Genomic DNA, 19,187 nt, shown 5'->3' on the forward strand with positions numbered 1-19,187 from the left:
CTCTAGCCGCGTATCCAGGGTGGGGTATTCCACCAGTGGGTGCCGAGGGTCCGGCTTCGCCGGCCCCAGGCGCCGCCCCCTGGAGGGGGGAACAAGCCACACGCAGTGAGCTTGGACGGGGGTGAGCCAACATCCGAGGGTTTACCCGTGTTGGTCCTAGGCCGAATGCCCTAGAAAAGCCTATGGCCTTTGCATGGTCATCAAAGTGTTGCAAAATAGAACGACCGTTCGTTTTATTTTGTAGCACCTCATGGCCATCACAGAACTTCCCGCTAAAGCCTCCCGCGCCCCGGCAACGGGCAGCGCTGTGGCCAAAAGCCAGCAAAAAGGCCAGCAGACCAAGGCCGCCATTGTGGACGCCGCCCTGGGCCTGGCCACGCAGATCGGGCTGGAAGGCCTGAGCATAGGCGCGCTGGCCGAGGTCATGCGCATGAGCAAGTCGGGCGTGTTCGCCCATTTCGGCTCGCGCGAAGAGCTGCAGATCTCCGTTATCCGCGAATACCACGTGCGCTTTGAAGAAGAGGTCTTCTTTCCGGCGCTGCAGCAGCCGCGCGGCCTGCCTCGTCTGGCGGCACTGTTTCATAACTGGATGAAACGCACCTCGCTTGAAATCGACTCGGGCTGCCTTTACATCAGCGGCGCCGTCGAATTTGACGACAGGCCCGGCCCGGTGCGCGATGCGCTGGCGGGTTCGGTACGAACCTGGCTGGCCGCCATGTACCGCGCTGTGGTGCAGGCCAAAGAGGCTGGTCACCTGCATGCTGACGCTGACGAGCACCAGATGGCCTTTGAGATCCACGGCCTGATCCTGGCGCTGCACTACGAAGCCCGCTTCCTCAAGACGCCGGGCTCCATGGACCGCGCCAATACCGGCTTTGCCAACATCCTGGCGCGCTATGGCAGCGACGCCCCCCTTTCCACCTTGCCGAAGAAAGCTTCCGGCAAGGCATCCCCTTCCAAACCAGTTTAAGCAAAAGGAATCCACCATGCCTCAGTACAGCCCGCCCCTGCGCGACATGCAATTCGTCATGCACGAAGTGCTCAAGGTCACCGATGAATTCAAGGCCATCCCAAAGCATGCGGACGTCGATGTCGAGACCATCAACGCTGTACTCGAGGAGGCCGGAAAGTTTGCCGCTGAAGTGACTTTTCCGCTGAACATCAGCGGCGACGAAGAGGGTTGCAAGCTCGACAAAACGACACACGAAGTCACGCCGCCCAAAGGCTTCAAGGAAGCTTACGCGCAGTACGTCGAAGGTGGCTGGGCCGCGCTCAGCTGCGACCCGGAATATGGCGGCCAGGGCCTGCCTTTTGTGCTGAACCAGTGCCTCTATGAAATGCTGAACTCGGCCAACCAGGCCTGGACCATGTACCCGGGCCTGTCGCACGGCGCTTACGAAGCCCTGCATGCCCACGGCACCGACGAACAGAAAAAGCTCTACCTGCCCAAGCTCACCAGCGGCGAATGGACCGGCACCATGTGCCTGACCGAGCCGCACTGCGGCACCGACCTGGGCCTGTTGCGCACCAAGGCCGAACCGCAACCCGACGGCACCTACCGCCTGACCGGCAACAAGATCTTCATCAGCGCCGGTGAACACGACATGGCCGCCAACATCGTGCACCTGGTGCTGGCCCGCCTCCCTGATGCGCCCCAGGGCAGCAAGGGCATCAGCCTGTTCGCGGTGCCCAAGTTCAACATCGGCAAAGACGGCGCCATCGGCTCGCGCAACGGCATTTACTGTGGCGGCCTGGAGCACAAGATGGGCATCCACGGCAACGCCACCGCGCAGATGGTGCTCGAAGACGCTGTCGGCACCATGGTGGGCGCGCCCAACAAGGGTCTGGCCGCGATGTTCGTGATGATGAATGCCGCACGCCTGGGCGTGGGCAACCAGTCGCTGGGCCTGACCGAAGTAGCCTTTCAAAATGCGCTGGCCTACGCCAAGGACCGTATCCAGATGCGTTCACTGTCCGGCGTCAAAGCCAAAGACAAACCGGCCGACCCGATCATCGTGCACCCCGACGTGCGCAAGATGCTGTTGACGGCCAAGGCCTATGCCGAAGGCGGCCGGGCGCTGGCGATTTACTGCACGCTGCTACTCGACAAGGAACTGCATCACCCCGATGAAAAAGTGCGCAAGGACTCCGGCGAAATCGTTGCACTGCTCACGCCCATCGTCAAAGCCTTCCTGACCGACAACGGCCACATCTCCACCAACGCCTGCATGCAGGTTTTCGGCGGCCACGGCTTCATCAAAGAGTGGGGCATGGAGCAGTTTGTGCGCGACAACCGCATCAACATGATTTACGAAGGCACCAACACCGTCCAGTCGCTGGACTTGCTGGGCCGCAAGGTGCTGGGCAACAATGGCGCCACGCTGAAGAAATTCGGCAAGGTGATCGGTGCGCTGATCGCCGAAGAAGGCGTCAACGAGAAGATGGCCGAGTTCATCAACCCGCTGGCTTACCTGGCCGACCAGATGACCAAGTTCACCACCGAGCTGGGCTTCAAGGGCTTCCAGAACCCCGACGAAGTGGGCGCCGCCGCAGTGGACTACCTGCGCGTGGCCGGCCACCTGGTGTTTGGCTACTTCTGGGCATTGATGGCGCAAACCGCGCTGCGTGAAATTGCTGCCGGCAACACCGACAAGTTCTATGTCGCCAAACTGCAAACCGCACGCTTTTACTTCGCCAAGCTGTTCCCCGAAACCGCAACGCTGATGCGCACCGCACGCTCGGGCAGCAAGGCGCTCATGGAAACAGACGAAGCACTGGCCTGAACCATCTGAACAGATCAAGGGAGACACCACCATGAAACGCAATTTGTTGTTCCTGGCATTCAGTCTTTTCGCTATCCCCGCGCTTGCCCAGAACACGCCCGTAGGCTTGTGGCGCGGTTTCGATGAAAAAACCGGCGACCCCAAAGTCGAGGTGCGTATTGTCGACACAGGTGGCGTGTTGAGCGGAAAAGTCGAAAAGCGCCTGTCCCCGGGCGTCAAACCCGACGACATCTGCACCGAATGCACGGATGACCGCAAGGACAAGCCTCGGCTGGGCCTTGAGATCATTCGGGGCGCCAAGAAGTCATCCGATGGCGACGTTTGGGAAGGCGGCAAGATACTCGACCCCGAGAACGGCAAAAGCTATTCCCTCAAGATGACACCCGTTGAGGGTGGCAAGAAGATGGAAGTCCGCGGCTCCATCGGGCCTTTTGGCCGCACCCAAACCTGGGTGCGTGTGCAATGAGCATGCTGAAAGTGAGGACTCGCCATGGGTGAAGCCATTTCCCGTTTGCGGTCACTGCCTTTCGGCGCCGGTGGCAGCACTGTGCCGGCCGCGCGCCGCTGGTATGGCCACCATCTTCTCAAAAAGCCGTTTTTCGGCCGCTTCATGAAACCCTGGCGTTGGCCGGCGGACGTGCCGCAAGAAGGCTGGGAACGGGTGCAGATAGCCAGCCGAAGCACCAGCCAGCTTGAGGCCATCGTGGCGCGTACACCGCTGGCACCGCGCGGTGTGGTGGTGTGCGCCCATCCCATGGGTTTTGCCTGCAAGGGTTTTTGGCTGCGCCACGGCCATGCCCAGGCGCTGCTCGATGCGGGCTTTCATGTGGTGGCTTTCGACTTCAACGGTTTCGGTGAAAGCCCGTCGACCAACTTCGATTACCCCGGTGACGTGATATCGGTGGGCTCCTGGGCGCGTGGCGCTTTTGCCGGGCTGCCGGTGCATGCGCTGACGGCGTCTTTCGGCGCGATCAACACGCTGAGTGCGATTGACGAAGCGGATTTTCCTTACGACAAGGTGGTGGCTGAAGCTTGCGCGCCCTCGCTGCCCGATTTCTGGAAAGCTTATCCTTTTGCCCATGCCGTGCTCAACATCAGCCGGCGCATTAACCCGCAAGGCGAGTTGCGCCTGCGGCCCGTACACCACCTTGCCAACATGCGCGACGTAGACGTGCTGCTGATCCACAGCCAGGGCGACCGCTGGACGCCGGTGCATTTCGGCGATGCCTTGCAGCAGGCTGCTTCACGTCCTGAACGCATCCAGCGCCTGATCCTTGAACGCGCCGACCACACCCACGGCATGCGCGACGAGCCACAGCGCTACTGGAGCGCCGTGCTTGAATTTTTCAACCAGATTCCCTCAACCAGGTCTTAACCATGTCCCGATTCCAAGTCAAAAAAGTCGCCGTCCTCGGCGCCGGTGTCATGGGCGCGCAGATCGCCGCCCATCTGGTCAACGTCAAGGTGCCTGTGGTGCTGTTCGACCTTGCGGCCAAGGACGGCCCGAAGAACGGCATCGTCATCAAGGCGGTCGAAGGCCTCAAGAAGCTCAAGCCAGCGCCGCTGGGTGTGCCCGAAGACGCGGCGCTGATCCAGCAGGCCAACTACGAAGAGAACATGGAGCTGCTCAGGGAGTGCGACCTCATCATCGAGGCGATTGCCGAGCGCATGGACTGGAAGACCGACCTGTACCACAAGATCGCGCCCTTCATTGCTGAAGGCGCCATCGTGGCCAGCAATACCTCGGGCCTGTCCATCACCAAGCTCAGCGAGGCGCTGCCCGAATCCATCAAGCCGCGCTTTTGCGGCATTCACTTCTTCAACCCCCCGCGCTACATGACGCTGGTGGAGCTGATCAACACGCCGACCACCGAACCCAAGGTGCTGGACGACCTGGAGGCCTTTGTCACCAGCGCGCTGGGCAAGGGCGTGATCCGTGCCCATGACACACCCAACTTCATCGCCAACCGCGTCGGCATCGCCAGCATGCTGGCCACCATCAAGGAGGCCGACACCTTCAAGCTCAGCTACGACGTGGTCGACGACCTGACCGGCAAGAAGCTGGGCCGCGCGAGCTCGGGCACCTTCCGCACCGCCGACGTGGTGGGCCTGGACACCATGGCCCACGTCATCAAGACGCTGCAAGACAACCTGGGCCCCGGCAAGGTAGAAGACCCGTTTTCCGATGTCTATGGCACGCCGCCCGTGTTGGCCAAGCTGCTCGAATCCAAAAGCCTGGGCCAGAAGACCGGCGCCGGCTTCTATAAAAAGCAAGGCCGCGACATCCTGCGCCTGGACCCGGAGAGCATGGAATACGTGCCCGCCGGCGCCAAGGCCAATGAAGTCGTCGGTCGCATGCTGAAGAAGCCCGCGGGCGAACGCCTCAAGCTCTTGCGCGAGGCCGAAGGCGCTGAAGCGCGTTTTCTCTGGGCCATCCTGCGCGACCAGTTTCACTATGCTGCGGTGCACCTGGAAAGCATCGCCGAAACCGCACGCGACATCGACTTCGCCATGCGCTGGGGCTTTGGCGCCAAGCAAGGCCCCTTCGAGTTGTGGCAGCAAGCCGGCTGGAAGCAGGTCGCTACCTGGATCCAGGAAGACATTGATGCAGGCAAGGCGCTGTCCAAGGCGCCGCTGCCCGAGTGGGTGTTCAAGGGCCCGGTGGCCGACGCCGGTGGCGTGCACACGGCCGAAGGCTCGTGGAGCGCCTCGGCCAAAAAATTCATCCCTCGCCGCAAGCTGCCGGTCTATGAGCGCCAGTTCTTCCCCGAAGACGTGCTCGGTGCCAAGGCACCTGCTTTTGAGACGGCAGGCACCACGCTGCATGAAGACGACGCGATCCGCCTCTGGACGCTGGACGGTGCGGATGGCGACGTGCTGATCGCCAGCATCAAGACCAAGATGCACGCCATCAGCCCGGACGTGGCCGAAGGTCTGGCGATGGGTGTGGACCTGGCCGAGAAAAGCTACAAGGGCATGGTCATCTGGTCGAATGACGAGATGTTCTCTGCCGGCGCCGACCTGCAAGCCATGCTGCCCGCCTTCATGATGGGCGGCGCCAAGGCGATTGAAGGGGCCGAGGCCGAACTGCAGAACGTGATGCTCAAGCTGCGCTACGCGGCGGTTCCCGTGGTGTCGGCGATTCGCGGCCTGGCGCTGGGCGGCGGTTGCGAAATGGCAGTGTATTCGGCCAAACGTGTCGCCGCGATGGAAAGCTATATCGGCCTCGTCGAAGTCGGTGTGGGCCTGGTGCCCGGCGCCGGTGGCCTGGCCTACATCGCCCGCCGTGCCGCGGAAAACGCCGGCACCTCGACCAACAAGGACATCCTGCCTTTCCTCACCGAAGGCTTCACGGCCGCCGCGATGGCCAAGGTGGGCACCAGTGCCATCGAAAGCCGCAAGATCGGTTACCTGCTCGACAGCGACGTGATCGTGCCGAACAAGGACGAGCTGCTGTTCGTCGCGCTGAATGAAGCGCGCGCGCTGTTCAACTCCGGCTACCGCGCACCGCACAAGCGCCAGTTCCCGGTGGTGGGCCGCAGCGGCCTGGCCACCATCAAGGGCCAGCTGGTCAATATGCGCGACGGCGGCTTCATCAGCGCGCACGACTTCCATATTGCGAGCCTGATCGCGAATGTGGTCTGCGGCGGGGACGTCGATGCCGGCACGCTGGTGACGGAAGAGTATTTGATGACCCTGGAGCGCAAAGCTTTCTGCTCTCTTCTTGAGCATCCAAAAACCCAGGAGCGAATCATGGGAATGATGAGCACTGGCAAACCTGTTCGTAACTGATGACCAGCCAAACCGCCATGAGCGATCACAAGCCCAACCGCCTGGCACGGCAACTGCAGCGGCTCGAGGAAGTGCCGGCCTTTGCGCGCGGCTGGTTTCGCAGCGTGGTGCTGCGCCGCGCTGTGCCTTTTACCGGAACCGCCGGTCTGGACTTCCTCGAGATGGGCACAGGCCGGGTCGAGATCGGCATCAGGAATGAGAAGAAGGTACAGAACCACATTGGCGGCGTGCACGCCTCTGCGATGAACCTGCTGGCGGAAACCGCCACCGGCATGGTGGTCGGCATGAATGTGCGCGACGACTGCATCCCGCTGGCCAAGGAACTGAAGATGGCGTTTAAAAAGCGCGCCACCGGCGCCTTGCGCGCCGTGGCCACGCTGAGCGATGAACAGCGCGCCGCCATGCAGGCCAGCGACAAGGGTGAAGTCACTGTACCGGTCATCGTGACCGATGAAGCCGGCGTCAACCCGGTCGAATGCGAATTTGTCTGGGCCTGGATTCCCTCCGGCCCGCGGAAAAGTTAACCGAGAAATTGAAGGAAACCATCATGGCCAAACAAGTCCAGGAAGCCTATATCGTCGCCGCCACCCGCACGCCCATCGGGCGCTCGGGCCGCGGCTATTTCCGCAATATGCGGCCCGACGACCTGCTGGTCAAGGCGCTGCAGGCCGCGCTGGCGCAAGTGCCTTCGCTCGATCCGAAGGCAATTGAAGACATCATCTGCGGCTGCGCGATCCCCGAAGGCCCGCAAGGCCTGAACGTGGCGCGCATAGGCGCGGTGCTGGCCGGCCTGCCCACCAGCGTGGGCGGCATCACCGTCAACCGCTTTTGCGCCTCCGGCCTCTCGGCGATCCAGATGGCGGCCGACCGCATCCGCGTGGGCGAGGCCGACGTGATGATCGCCGCCGGCACCGAGAGTATGAGCATGGTGCCCATGTCCGGCAATTCTCCTTCGCTGTCACCCAATATGTTCATGAACGACGAGAACGTCGGCATCGCCTACGGCATGGGCCTGACGGCCGAAAAGGTGGCGCAGCAATGGAAAGTTTCGCGCGAGGCGCAGGACCAGTTCGCGCTCGAGTCGCACCTCAAGGCCATCAAGGCGCAGCAGGCCGGCGAGTTCAGCAACGAGATCACGCCGGTTGAAGTGACCGACCGCACGGCCAACCTGGAAACCGGTGAAGTTATCAGCAAGACCCGCACCGTGAGCCTTGACGAAGGCCCGCGCCCCGACACCTCGCTCGAAGGCCTGGCCAAACTCAAGACGGTGTTTGCCGCGCGCGGCTCGGTCACGGCCGGGAACAGCTCGCAGACGTCCGACGGCGCGGGTGCGCTGGTGCTGGCCAGCGAAAAAGCGGTCAAGGACTTCGGCTTGAAGCCGCTGGCCCGCTTTGTCAGCTATGCCGCCAAGGGCGTGCCGCCCGAGATCATGGGCATAGGCCCGATCGAAGCCATTCCTGCTGCCTTGCGCTACGCCGGCCTCAAGCAGGAAGACATCGACTGGTTTGAACTGAACGAAGCGTTTGCCGCGCAGTCGCTGGCGGTGATCAACACACTCAAGCTCGATGCCAGCAAGGTCAACCGCATGGGCGGCGCCATCGCGCTGGGCCATCCCCTGGGCGCGACCGGTGCGATCCGCGCCGCGACCGTGATCCATGCGCTGCATCGCCATCAGCTCAAGTACGGCATGGTGACCATGTGCGTAGGTATGGGTCAGGGCGCTGCGGGTATTTTCGAACGCGTGTAAGGCCGTCGGCGGCGGCCCCGCTGTCGCGCTTGCGGCAGCGGTTATGGCAGCTGCGGGGCAGACTGGGCTTTTCCTGACTGGAGACAGAAGATGGAGCGAATCACGGTTCTGACCCAGGACTCCTGGGCGCTGGCAGCGACGGTATTTGCAGCAGACCCCGCGGACGGTCTGGCCCGCGGCGGCGTACTGCTGGCCGGTGCCATGGCCACACCGCAGCAGCACTATGAGCCTTTTGCCCGCTGGCTGGCCGCGCAAGGCTTTACCGTGCTGACGCTCGACTACCGCGGCACTTTTGCCTCCGGCGGTGAGCGCGTGGCGTCCACCGATGCCACCTTCGACACCTGGGGCCAGCAGGATGTGAGCGCCGCTGCCCGGTTCTTGCGGCAACGTGTGCCGGACCTCCCGCTTTACTACCTGGGGCACAGCCTGGGCGGGCAATTGTTTGCCAGTTCCGAAACCACTCACCTCTTTCAGCGTGCCGTCCTGGTTGCCAGCGGCAGCGGTTACTGGCCGCGCCTGCGCAACGCCGTGCCGCGTTGGGGCCTGTTTGCCGCCACCCAGATCTGGGCGCCCTTGCTGGTACCGTTGTTCGGTTATTTCCCGGGCAGAAAACTGCGCAAGGTTGGCAACATTCCCGCAGGTGTGATGCGGCAATGGACGCGCTGGTGCCGCCATCCGGACTACCTGGCGCGCGATGCCCACCAGCGTGAACGTTTTGAACGCGTAGAGACGCCCATCACCTACTTCAACTCAAGCGACGACGAGGTTTTTTCACAGTGGTCGTCAGACCGGTTTGTGGCCTTGTTCGGTGTGCGGCGTGAACCGGTGCAATGCATGACCCTTGATCCGGAAAATCTGGGTGTCAGGCATATAGGGCACTTTGGCTATTTCCGTGACAAGCTGCGTGTCAGCTTCTGGCCCCAGCTGGTGCAACACCTTCACGCCTGATGCGTGTGCCCGAGTTCAGTTCATCCATTTCCAGGAGCATGTGATGCAGATGCAGATCCTCAGTTCAGGGACGGCGCAACTGTCCACTCGCGTTTATGCGCCTTCTTCGCCTGCGCGTGCCAGCGTGGTCATCGGTGGCGCCATGGGGGTGCGGCAAGACTATTACGCACCGTTTGCGCAGTGGCTTTCTGCCCAGGGCTTTTGCGTCGTGACTTTTGACTACCGGGGTTCGGGCGAGTCCTTGCCCAACACCGCCAGCGGCAGCCTGCGTGGTTTCAAGGCCGACCTGCTCGACTGGGCCGCCGACTATGAGGCTGTGGTGGATGCCGCCAAGGCAGCCTTGCCGGATGCACCGCTTTACCTGCTGGGTCACAGCCTGGGCGCGCAGCTGCCGGGTTTCCTGAAGAATCAGGACAAGATCGATGGCCTCGTCAGCATCGCGGCAGGAAGCGGGTACTGGCGCGACAACGCACCGCAGCTCAGGCGCCTGATTTTGTACTTCTGGTATGTGCTGGTGCCTTTGGCCACGCGTCTTTGTGGTTATTTCCCCGGGCGCAGGTTAAAGAAAGTTGGCGACCTGCCAGCCGGCGTGATGCTGCAGTGGCGCAAGTGGTGCCTGGATCCGCACTACAGCGTGGGGGCCGAGGGAGAAAGCGCACGGCTCAGTTATGGGCGGGTCAGTTTTCCGGTGACCGCGCTGTCCATGACCGACGACGAGCTGATGACCTGGCGCGGCACGCAAAACCTCATCAACCTGTACAGCAATGCACCGCGCAGCTTTGAACGCATCGCGCCGGCAGATCTCAAGGTCAGGCGCATCGGGCATTTTGGCTTCTTCCGGGAACAGTTCAACCAGACCTTGTGGCCCCGTGCCCAGCAGATCATCGACGGCATGACCGGTGCCGCCAAAGTCCCGGTTTGAACCGGAAAGCTCCATCACACCTGCCGACATGACAAGCACGCATTCTTTTGACGACGCGCTCAGGCTGGAAGCCGCCGGCAGCGACAGGCCCCACACCTGGCTGGGTCACAGCAGCCCCGCATACTGGAATATGGTGGGGCCCTTCGGCGGAACCACAGCGGCCACAGCCTTGCGTGCCATCCTGTTGCACCCGGCCCTGCTGGGCGAGCCGGTGGCGTTGACGGTGAACTACGCGGCGGCCATGTCCGAAGGTCCATTCACTGTCACGGCCAGGCCGGCCCGCACCAACCGCTCCACCCAGCACTGGGTGGTGGAGCTTTCGCAGGACGGCGATGCCGGAGGCGCTGTGATGACCGCCACAGCCGTTACGGCTGCGCGCCGCGAGACCTGGAGTGCCAACGACACACCCATGCCCGCGGTCACGCTGGCCGACGCTTCAGGCAGGCTGCGGTTTTCGACCTCCGCATGGACGAATCGCTACGACATGCGGCCGGTGCGCGGCGCGATTCCGCAGGTTTGGGACGGCAGCGGCACGGGCAGCCTCACGCAGCTGTGGGTGCGCGACGATCCACCGCGGCCGCTCGACTTCCCGGCGCTGGCGGCCATGTCCGACGTGTTCTATCCGCGGGTCTGGCTGCGCCGTGCCACACGTGTACCCGCCGGTACGGTGTCGATCACCACGTACTTCCACGCCGACGGCCGGCAACTGGCTGAATGCGGTGAAGGCTATTTGCTGGGGCAAGCCAGGGCCCAGGCCTTTCGCAATGGTTTCTTTGACCAGACCGCGCAGCTGTGGAGCGAAGCGGGAGTACTGCTGGCTACCAGTACGCAGGTTGTTTATTACAAAGAATAGGCCCGCGGGGGCAGCATGCATGGCTGGCCCCTACACTTGCGTCTTAACGGAAAACACATGAACACTCCCACCCCTATTTCCACCGGCAGCATTCCCGAAATCCTGAGCCACGTCGACGCGGGCGTGATGACCATCACGCTCAACCGTGTGGACAAAAAAAATTCCATCACCTCCGCCATGTATGGCGCCATGGCCGACGCACTGGAGTCGGCCCACCACGATGCAGCCGTGCGTGTGGTGGTGATCCAGGGACATGAAACCATTTTTTCCGCCGGCAACGATATCGGCGATTTCCTGAACAAACCGCCTTCAACGCCCGACTCGCCGGTCTTCCGTTTCCTGCGCGGCATCAGCAGCTTTCCCAAACCGCTGATAGCCGCTGTGTGCGGCCCCGCGGTCGGCATAGGCACCACGCTGCTGCTGCATTGCGACCTGGTCTATGCCGGAGACAACGCTGCGTTCTCCATGCCTTTTGTCAATCTGGGCCTGTGCCCTGAAGCCGCGTCGAGCTTTCTGGTGCCGCAGCTCATGGGTTACCCACGTGCCGCCGAAGCACTGCTGCTGGGCGAACCCTTCATGGCCGAGACCGCACTGGAGATCGGCCTGATCAACCGCATCGTGCCGCCCGCCGAAGCCAATGCACTGGCCCAGCGCCAGGCGCAAAAGCTGGTCGCCAAACCGCTCAGCGCGCTGATGGAAACCAAGCGTCTCATGAAAAAAGGCAACGCCACCCTCGTGGCAGAGCGTATGGCCGAAGAAGGCGTGAGTTTCGGCCGCATGCTGGGTGAGCCCGCGGCGCGCGAAGCCTTCTCTGCCTTCATGGAGAAGCGCAAGCCGGATTTCAGCGCCGTCTGAGTTTCTCGCTCCTTCCCCCGCTGGGGGAAAGAGAGGGGACTCGCGACTTTTAGATATCGAACCGGATCCCTTGTGCCAAAGGCAGGCTGCTGCCGTAGTTGACCGTGTTGGTCGCGCGGCGCATATAGGCCTTCCACGAATCGGAGCCCGACTCGCGTCCACCGCCGGTTTCTTTCTCACCACCAAAGGCACCACCGATTTCCGCACCGCTGGTGCCGATATTGACGTTGGCAATGCCGCAGTCGGAACCGCGCGCTGAGGTGAACTGTTCGGCTTCCCGCAAGTCCTGCGTGAAGACGGCCGACGACAGGCCGTGCGCCACGGCGTTGTTCAGTGCGATGGCTTCGTCAAAATTGTCGTAGGGAACCACATACAAAATCGGCGCGAAGGTCTCGTGCAGCATGGGGCCGGCCTGCTCCTTCAGTTCCACGATGGCGGGGCGCACATAGTGGGCTGATCCGTCGCCCGGTTGGCGCTCGCCGAAATGCACCGTGGCGCCCAGCTTCTTCGCTTCGCCCAGGGCCAACTGCATGACGTCAAATGCGCGGCCATCGATCAAGGGGCCGACCAGCGTGCCGTCTTTCAGGGGGTTGCCGATGGGCAGGCGTTCAAACACGGCGACGAGGCGTTTGACCAGCTCCGGGTAGATCGAGCGGTGAACGATCAGGCGGCGCAGGCTTGTGCAGCGTTGGCCCGCAGTGCCGGCGGCAGCAAAGGCTGCGCCGCGCACCACCAGCTCCAGATTTGCCGACGGGCAGACGATGGCCGCGTTGTTGCCGCCCAGCTCCAGCAGCGAGCGTTTGAAAAGGCCGGCGCAGGCAATCGCCACGTTCTTGCCCATGGCGGTGGAGCCGGTGGCGCTCACCAGCTTCACATGCGGGTGCTTGACCAGCACCTCGCCGGTGGCGCGCTCGCCGATCAGCAGCTCGCTCAGTCCTTCGGTGGCCAGGCCGAGGTCTTTCGCCGTTTGCAGCAGGAGGCCGTTGAGGGCGATGGCCGACAGCGGTGTTTTCTCTGACGGCTTCCAGGCCAGCGTGTTGCCGCATACCATCGCCAGCGCGGCGTTCCAGGCAAACACCGCCATCGGGAAGTTGAAGGCCGAGATGATGCCGACCACGCCCACGGGGTGCCAGGTTTCCAGCAGCTTGTGGTCGGGCCGCTCGCTGGCAATCGTGAGGCCGTAGAGCTGGCGCGAAAGGCCCACGGCGAACTCGCAGATGTCGATGACTTCCTGCACCTCGCCCAGGCCTTCCTGCAAAATCTTGCCGGTCTCCAGCGAGATCAGCCGGCCCAGCTCTGCCTTGTGGCGGCGCACGGTTTCGCCAAAAGCGCGCACCAGTTCACCGCGTTTGGGTGCGGGCACATTGCGCCAGGCTATGAAACGCTGGTGTGCGCCGTTCAGTGCGCTGTCGACTTCGTTGGCGCTGTGGATGGCTACGCGCGCCAGGAGGCTGCCATCGATGGGAGTGACCACTTCGATGGCCGCGGACGCCTTGCTGCCGAGGTCGGCGTTGACGCCCAGGGTTTTAAAGAGGGATGAAACGTCGCTGGAGTGACTCATGCGGAAGTCCTTTCGTGGGTTGTCCTGAAATCGGAAGCTGTGTGGGTGGCGAGGCTTTGCAGCCCGCGGCCCAGGCGCTCGGCGCCTTGCTGCAGCGCGGCCTGTGATGGGTTGGCAAAACTCAAACGCAACCAGGGTTGTGCGGCGTTGCTGATGCTGAAGGCGGCGCCTGGTACTACCAGCACTCGATGCCGAAGCCCGAAGTCCACCCAATCTTTTGTCGGCAACAGGGGCAAGTCCCTGCGCAGTCGTGCCCAGACAAACATGCCGCCTTGCGGCGCATCGAATTCGAGCAACCCGCCGGCATGCGCGCGCAAGGCGTTGGCCAGCGTGGCGCCTTTGGCCGCGTAGGCTGTGCGCAGCGAGGCCAGGTGCGACGCGAGGCGGTAGGAGCCCAGCATGGTCGCCAGCGTGAGCTGCTCCAGCGAACCGCTGTGCACGTCGGCCGCCTGCTTGGCCAGCACCACCGCGCGCAGAATGTCCGCCGGTGCGAGGAGCACACCCAGGCGAAGGGCAGGGGCCACCACTTTGGAGTAGCTGGTCATGTAGGCGACCTGCGCGGGCGAGCCGGCCTGCTGGTTGAGTTGTGCGAGCGGAGGTGGCGGCGCCTCGCCAAACCACAACTCACCATACGGGTCGTCTTCCATCAAGGTCACGCCGTATTGCGCGGCCAGTTCGAGCAGGCGCACGCGCCGCGCCAGCGGCATCACGGCGCCGGTCGGGTTGGCAAAGTTGGGCACCACATACAGCACGCGCGGGCGTTCGGCCTGCAGAATGGATTCGAGCCGGTCGATATCCATGCCCTGTGCGTCGGTTGGGACTTCAATCAGCCGCGCGCCCGCAAAACGAAAAGCCTGCAGTGCCGCAGGATAGTTAAACGACTCGACCGCGATGCCTTCGCCCGGTTCGATGAGTACGCGGGCCAACAAATCGATGGCCTGCTGCGAACCGGTGGTAATGAGCAACTCGCTCGCCTTGGCCGCCAGTCCGCGGTGTGTGAGCAGGGCCGCGCTGGCTTCACGCAGCTCGGGCAGGCCTTCGGTAGCGCCGTACTGCAGGTTGCGGCCTTGCAGTTTGCCGGTCACGTCCTGCAGCGATTCACGCAGCCAGTCGGCAGGCAGCAGGGCCGGATCGGGGTGCCCGCCGGCCAGCGAAATCATGCCCTCCTGGCCGGCCAGTGCCAGCATGGCGCGTATCGGTGAGCCGCTGGCCTGCGCGTACAGCGCACGCACAGCGCTCATGCGCGTGCAGCCGTCATGCCGAAAATGCCGGTGGCGTTGCCGGCGTCAAAGGCCAGGTCCAGCCGCGGCGCCTGCACGGGGTCGTTTGCTGCGATGGGTATCAGTGCATCACGTGTGATGAATTCATAGAAGGATCCCGGCACGTCGCGCGTGACGCGGCCCTGCGCGGTGATGAACTCGCGCTGCACCGTGGCCGCACGGAAGGCCGTCTGCCGCACACGCCCGCTGGCCGACACCTCGACCTTGTCCTTGATGGGCCGGCCCAGCGCGCGCTGGCGTTCGGCCACCGCGTCCACGTCACTTACACGGTCGGTGGCATGGTTGAAGGCATTGCCTTCGGTGGCAATCCACGCCATCTCGGCGGATTCGGCCAGCAGCAATTCATAGTCGTCCATGCCAAACACGCCGTGCTGGCGGTCAAAGCATTGCAGCAGCTGTGGCAGCAAGCGCAGTGCCAGTGCCAGGGGCAGCATGCCATCGCGTGTGAGCTGCTCCAGGTCGGCCACGTCCTGCGGGCCCAGTGGATCGCGCGAGGTCGACAGCACGCGTGTCACGGCCGACTGGAAGGGCGTGGAGAACTGCTCGGGGTGCAGTTCAGACACAAAAAACTGCGCGATGTCCTCAGGAAAATCGCGGTGGCTGTAGGCGCGGCCGGTCATCTTCAGGCGCGGCAGCGGGTAGGTGCCCTGCAGTTCAAAACCCAGCGGGCGCAGCACGCGGGTGAAGGCCGCTTCGCCCGCGGGCAGGGCGCCGCTGGCCCAGCGCACGGTACGCAGCGCGCCGTGGTCAAACACCACCTGGCGCTTTTGCGCCACCACGTCGCTGGCGATATAGTCCTGCCCGGCCGGCACACGCTGCACCAGGCCGTGAAACAGCGCCATGTTCAGCGCCTGGGCCAACTCGGCCCGGGTGACGATGCCCGAAGCGGCTTGCTGTAGCGACGGGTGAACGTACATCTGTTCATGGATATTTTTGACGGCTTCGGTTGGCAGGCAGCAGGCGAGGAGCTTCTTAAGATGGGTCATATCAGTCGTGTAATTGGCAGGTGAAAGCCGGATTTTCGGCAGTTTCAGCGCCACGCACAAAGGATGTATTTCGATGGAGCCATGAGATATATTCATGCGATGCGCCGAAAAATCCCATCCACCCAGGCCCTGCTGGCCTTTGAAGCGGCGGCCCATCGCGGCAGCTTTACGCTGGCGGCGCAAGACCTCTCGGTGAGCCAGAGCGCGGTCAGCCACCAGATTCTGGGCCTCGAGCAGGATCTGGACGTGAGCCTTTTCCTGCGCCTGCCTCGCCAGCTGGAACTGACGGACGCCGGCCGCTCGTTGCTGGCGCGTGTCAGCCCCGCGCTGGATTCACTCGAGGCCGCCATGCTGGACCTGGTGTCCTCCAAAGGCGAGGGCGGCACGCTGGAGCTGGGCGTGGTGCCCACCTTTGCCACCAAGTGGCTGATCCCGCGCATGCCGTCTTTTTTGAAAGCGCACCCGCATGTGACGCTGAACCTGGCCACGCGCCTGCAGCCTTTTGATTTTTCACTGACGGGGCTGGACGCTGCCATCCATTACGGCCGGCCCGACTGGCCCGGTACCGAGTCTGAATACCTGATGGGTGAAGACAGCGTGGTGGTGTGCAGCCCGGCGCTCATGAAAAAGCGGCAACTGCGCCGCCCCGCCGATGTTCTGAAGTTCACCCTCATCCACCAGAGCACGCGCCCGCATGCCTGGCGCGACTGGTTCCAGCTGGCCGGCATTGACGACGCGCAAGGCGCAGGCACGGGCCCCAAATACGAACTCTTTTCCATGATCGCGCAGGCAGTGAAGGCCGGGCTGGGGCTGGCGGTGCTGCCGCGCTTTCTGGTGGCCGACGACATCGCCGACGGCACGCTGGCTGTGCCCTTTGATCTTTCGCTGAGCTCTGACTTTGCCTACTACCTGGTCTGGCCTTCACAGAAAACCAGTTGGCGGCCGTTGGTGCAGCTGCGCGGCTGGTTGCGCGAGCAGGCGATTTCTTTGCCTTGATCCCGCGTGCCTCAGTCGACGCTTTTTCCTGAGTTCCATAGCTGTACAAGGCCCAGAGCCAGCATGAGCGTCCCCAGTGCCATCCAGATGCCGATAATTCCGCGCGGCCCCATCACTTCGAAGGCCCAGATCTTTGTCCAGGCCCACTTGCCGGTAAAGGGCGGAACGGAAGGCGTGAGCCATTCCATCCAGGCCAGGCAAAACGAAATCGCTGCGATTCCCAGTTTTGCAATGGCGCGCTCTTTGACCGAAAAGCCCGCGCGTTGCTTCTTGGCGAGTTCGTTGTCCATGGGGCTCCTTCTTTTAAGCCTGGCAGAAAAATTGTCGTTGTGTGAGTGTCTCAGGTGCTGTCCGCTGGAGCCAGGCTCTGCGCCGGCCGCCGCAGCGTGCTGTCAAACGGATTGATTTGCGCGCTGATGGCCGTGGCTTCGCGCTTGAGCAGCTCCACCACCGTGGGCAGGCGATCGGGGCTCAGGCGTGACGAGATCGTGCCCACGCTGAGCGCGGCGACGGCGCGGCCTTCGCGGTCCAGCACCGGCACACCGACGCCGGCCATGCCGTCGAGCAGGTTGGTGTTGCGCCCGGCGTAGCCAAGCTCGCGCACGCGCTCAATCTCGGTGCGCAGATACACCTCGTCGTACACACCGAACTCGCGCACACGCGGCAGGTTGTAGCGGATCACTTCTTCACGCTCTGTCTCGGGCAAGAAAGCCAGGATGGCCAGACCGCCCTGGCCCATGCCCAGCGCCACGCGACCGCCGATGTCGCCAGTGAAAGAGCGGATGGGAAACGGGCCTTCGCTGCGGTCCAGGCAGACGGCGTCAAAGCCGCTGCGCACCAGCAAAAAGATGGTGTCACCCAGGCTGGCGCACAGCCGCAGCATTGAAGGCCGGCACAGGCTGCGCAGGTCCATGGTGTTACCTGCCTGCGCGGCCAGTGCAAAAAAATCAATGCTCAGGCGATACAGCTTTGAGCCTGTTTCCTGCTCCACCACACGCTCGGCCACCAGGCTTTGCAGGATGCGGTGCGTGGTGGCTTGCGTGAGGCCTGTGGCCTTGGCGACGTGCGTGATGCGCCCACCCTTGGCCTGCGTGGCCGCCAGTGCCCGGATGATGGAAAAGGCGCGCTGCACGCTGCTGGAGCTATTGTCTTCATCTTTCATGGCGTCTCCTTTGGCGGAATCAGTATGGCATTAAGTGTATATAAATTCCATTAAACGGAATAAATCAAATAAAGATATCTCTATACGGAATAACCTATTGACGATTTTTTATAGGATGCCATAGCATGAAGTCATCAGGGTGTCATCGTTTTGCACGTCGTTTGTCTGTGCGGCGCTGGTCATTCCCTTTGTTGCAGAGGTGCTCCCCATGTCTTTTTTGACCCTGGCGAATGTGAACAAGTCTTACGGCGCTACCCGCGCCGTGGCCGACATGAACCTGTCGGTGGAAAAGGGCGAATTCGTCTCGCTGCTCGGTCCTTCGGGCTGCGGCAAGACCACCACCTTGCAGATGATTGCGGGCTTTTGTGAGGTGACGTCGGGTCAGGTCACGCTGGACGGCCGCGACATCACCCACGCCAAACCCAATTCGCGCGGCCTGGGCATCGTGTTCCAGAGCTATGCGCTCTTCCCCCACATGAGCGTGTATGACAACGTCAGTTTCGGCCTGGAGATGCGCCGTGTGCCCAAAGAAGAACGTGCCGAGCGCGTGAAAGCCGCGCTGGCTCTGGTGCATCTTGAGGCGCACGCCACACGCTACCCGCGTGAGCTGTCGGGCGGCCAGCGCCAGCGCGTGGCCCTGGCGCGTGCGTTGGTCATTTCGCCGCCGGTGCTGCTGCTGGATGAGCCGCTGTCCAATCTCGACGCCAAGTTGCGTGAAGAGATGCAGTTTGAGCTGCGGCAGATCCAGCGCAAGGTCGGCACCACCACCGTGATGGTCACGCACGACCAGACCGAGGCGATGTCTATCAGCGACCGCGTGGTGGTGATGGAAGCCGGCCGCGTGACGCAGATCGACGAGCCGTACCGCCTGTATGAACACCCGCAGACACGCTTTATCTCCAGTTTTGTCGGCAAGGCCAATTTGCTGGAAGGCCGTGTGATGGCCACCGGCCCTTGGGCCACCGTGCATGTGGGCAGCAACGTGCCGCTGGAGCTTCAGGCCCCTGGCGTGTCAGAGGGCGACGCCGTGGTGCTGAGTCTGCGTCCCGAAAAAATCCGCCTGGTGCCTGAAGCCCAGGGCCGTATAGGCGGCACGGTGCATGAACGTTTTTTCCTCGGCAGCCAATGGCTCTACCAGGTGTCGACCGCCGCTGGCAAGCTCGCAGTGGTCAGCCCCAATGACGGCACGGCGCCCGCCGAAGAAGGCGCCAACGTGGGCCTGGACTGGGCCGCCCAGCAGGTGCGCCTGCTGCCCGGCGCACAAGGGGTGCCGGCGTGAACAGTACGGCCGTGGCTGCACCG

General features: G+C 63.0%; 18 protein-coding genes. 13 read left to right on the forward strand and 5 right to left on the reverse strand.

The annotated features are described in order from the left end of the window. Nucleotides 1-250 precede the first annotated feature (250 nt). The 11 genes from AC1DY9_RS11655 (at nt 251) to AC1DY9_RS11705 (ending at nt 11,900) form a co-directional block, all read left to right on the forward strand. Nucleotides 251-970, forward strand: coding sequence for a TetR/AcrR family transcriptional regulator (locus AC1DY9_RS11655; RefSeq protein WP_457281179.1), 720 nt, complete (start codon nt 251-253; stop codon nt 968-970). A gap of 16 nt (nt 971-986) precedes the next feature. After that, on the forward strand, nt 987-2,783 hold the full coding sequence (locus AC1DY9_RS11660) for an acyl-CoA dehydrogenase C-terminal domain-containing protein (RefSeq protein ID WP_457281178.1): 1,797 nt from the start codon (nt 987-989) through the stop codon (nt 2,781-2,783). Nucleotides 2,784-2,814: 31 nt separating this feature from the next. Continuing rightward, the gene (locus AC1DY9_RS11665; protein WP_477666584.1) at nt 2,815-3,249 is read left to right on the forward strand and encodes a DUF2147 domain-containing protein; all 435 of its coding nucleotides are present in this window, start codon (nt 2,815-2,817) and stop codon (nt 3,247-3,249) included. A gap of 24 nt (nt 3,250-3,273) precedes the next feature. Beyond that, on the forward strand, nt 3,274-4,158 hold the full coding sequence (locus AC1DY9_RS11670) for an alpha/beta hydrolase family protein (RefSeq protein WP_457281176.1): 885 nt from the start codon (nt 3,274-3,276) through the stop codon (nt 4,156-4,158). Between the two features lie 2 nt (nt 4,159-4,160). Further along, a complete protein-coding gene (locus AC1DY9_RS11675) occupies nt 4,161-6,575 on the forward strand; it encodes a 3-hydroxyacyl-CoA dehydrogenase/enoyl-CoA hydratase family protein (protein ID WP_477666585.1) in 2,415 nt (804 codons plus the stop codon). A 17-nt stretch (nt 6,576-6,592) separates the two neighbouring features. Next, nucleotides 6,593-7,099, forward strand: a complete 507-nt coding sequence (locus tag AC1DY9_RS11680) for a DUF4442 domain-containing protein (RefSeq protein WP_457281645.1) — start codon at nt 6,593-6,595, stop codon at nt 7,097-7,099. A 23-nt stretch (nt 7,100-7,122) separates the two neighbouring features. Beyond that, nucleotides 7,123-8,322: an acetyl-CoA C-acyltransferase gene (locus tag AC1DY9_RS11685; RefSeq protein WP_457281174.1), complete on the forward strand. Its 1,200-nt coding sequence runs from the start codon at nt 7,123-7,125 to the stop codon at nt 8,320-8,322. Between the two features lie 90 nt (nt 8,323-8,412). Continuing rightward, nucleotides 8,413-9,270, forward strand: coding sequence for an alpha/beta hydrolase family protein (locus tag AC1DY9_RS11690; protein ID WP_477666586.1), 858 nt, complete (start codon nt 8,413-8,415; stop codon nt 9,268-9,270). Nucleotides 9,271-9,313: 43 nt separating this feature from the next. Beyond that, a complete protein-coding gene (locus tag AC1DY9_RS11695; RefSeq protein ID WP_477666587.1) occupies nt 9,314-10,192 on the forward strand; it encodes an alpha/beta hydrolase family protein in 879 nt (292 codons plus the stop codon). A 28-nt stretch (nt 10,193-10,220) separates the two neighbouring features. Then, the gene (locus AC1DY9_RS11700) at nt 10,221-11,045 is read left to right on the forward strand and encodes an acyl-CoA thioesterase (RefSeq protein WP_477666588.1); all 825 of its coding nucleotides are present in this window, start codon (nt 10,221-10,223) and stop codon (nt 11,043-11,045) included. 57 nt (nt 11,046-11,102) lie between these two features. Next, nucleotides 11,103-11,900, forward strand: coding sequence for an enoyl-CoA hydratase (locus AC1DY9_RS11705; protein ID WP_477666589.1), 798 nt, complete (start codon nt 11,103-11,105; stop codon nt 11,898-11,900). A 49-nt stretch (nt 11,901-11,949) separates the two neighbouring features. Here the strand turns inward: AC1DY9_RS11705 and amaB are convergent, their stop codons facing one another. From amaB to AC1DY9_RS11720, 3 genes are read right to left on the reverse strand one after another with little or no spacing between them, the layout of a single operon-like run. Continuing rightward, nucleotides 11,950-13,461 carry an L-piperidine-6-carboxylate dehydrogenase gene (gene amaB / locus AC1DY9_RS11710; RefSeq protein WP_477666590.1) on the reverse strand — a complete coding sequence of 504 codons (1,512 nt, stop codon included), beginning with the start codon at nt 13,459-13,461 and terminating at the stop codon, nt 11,950-11,952. Continuing rightward, nucleotides 13,458-14,702, reverse strand: coding sequence for an aminotransferase-like domain-containing protein (locus AC1DY9_RS11715; RefSeq protein WP_457281168.1), 1,245 nt, complete (start codon nt 14,700-14,702; stop codon nt 13,458-13,460). The genes amaB and AC1DY9_RS11715 overlap by 4 nt, the downstream gene beginning before the upstream one ends. Beyond that, nucleotides 14,699-15,727 carry a 2-oxoadipate dioxygenase/decarboxylase family protein gene (locus tag AC1DY9_RS11720; RefSeq protein WP_477666591.1) on the reverse strand — a complete coding sequence of 343 codons (1,029 nt, stop codon included), beginning with the start codon at nt 15,725-15,727 and terminating at the stop codon, nt 14,699-14,701. The genes AC1DY9_RS11715 and AC1DY9_RS11720 overlap by 4 nt, the downstream gene beginning before the upstream one ends. A gap of 99 nt (nt 15,728-15,826) precedes the next feature. Here AC1DY9_RS11720 and AC1DY9_RS11725 point away from each other — a divergent pair, with 99 nt between their 5' ends. After that, the gene (locus AC1DY9_RS11725) at nt 15,827-16,723 is read left to right on the forward strand and encodes a LysR family transcriptional regulator (protein ID WP_457306505.1); all 897 of its coding nucleotides are present in this window, start codon (nt 15,827-15,829) and stop codon (nt 16,721-16,723) included. 11 nt (nt 16,724-16,734) lie between these two features. On the opposite strand, the gene AC1DY9_RS11730 is transcribed toward AC1DY9_RS11725, so the two are convergent. Together AC1DY9_RS11730 and AC1DY9_RS11735 are read right to left on the reverse strand one after the other, a co-directional pair. Further along, the gene (locus AC1DY9_RS11730) at nt 16,735-17,013 is read right to left on the reverse strand and encodes a hypothetical protein (RefSeq protein ID WP_457281165.1); all 279 of its coding nucleotides are present in this window, start codon (nt 17,011-17,013) and stop codon (nt 16,735-16,737) included. Nucleotides 17,014-17,063: 50 nt separating this feature from the next. After that, nucleotides 17,064-17,885 (reverse strand): IclR family transcriptional regulator, encoded by an 822-nt coding sequence (locus AC1DY9_RS11735; protein ID WP_477666592.1) that lies wholly within the window; start codon nt 17,883-17,885, stop codon nt 17,064-17,066. A 208-nt stretch (nt 17,886-18,093) separates the two neighbouring features. Here AC1DY9_RS11735 and AC1DY9_RS11740 point away from each other — a divergent pair, with 208 nt between their 5' ends. Continuing rightward, nucleotides 18,094-19,164 carry an ABC transporter ATP-binding protein gene (locus AC1DY9_RS11740; protein WP_477666593.1) on the forward strand — a complete coding sequence of 357 codons (1,071 nt, stop codon included), beginning with the start codon at nt 18,094-18,096 and terminating at the stop codon, nt 19,162-19,164. The last annotated feature ends 23 nt before the right edge of the window (nt 19,165-19,187 follow it).

The organism is Polaromonas sp. P1_F6 (assembly GCF_056405695.1).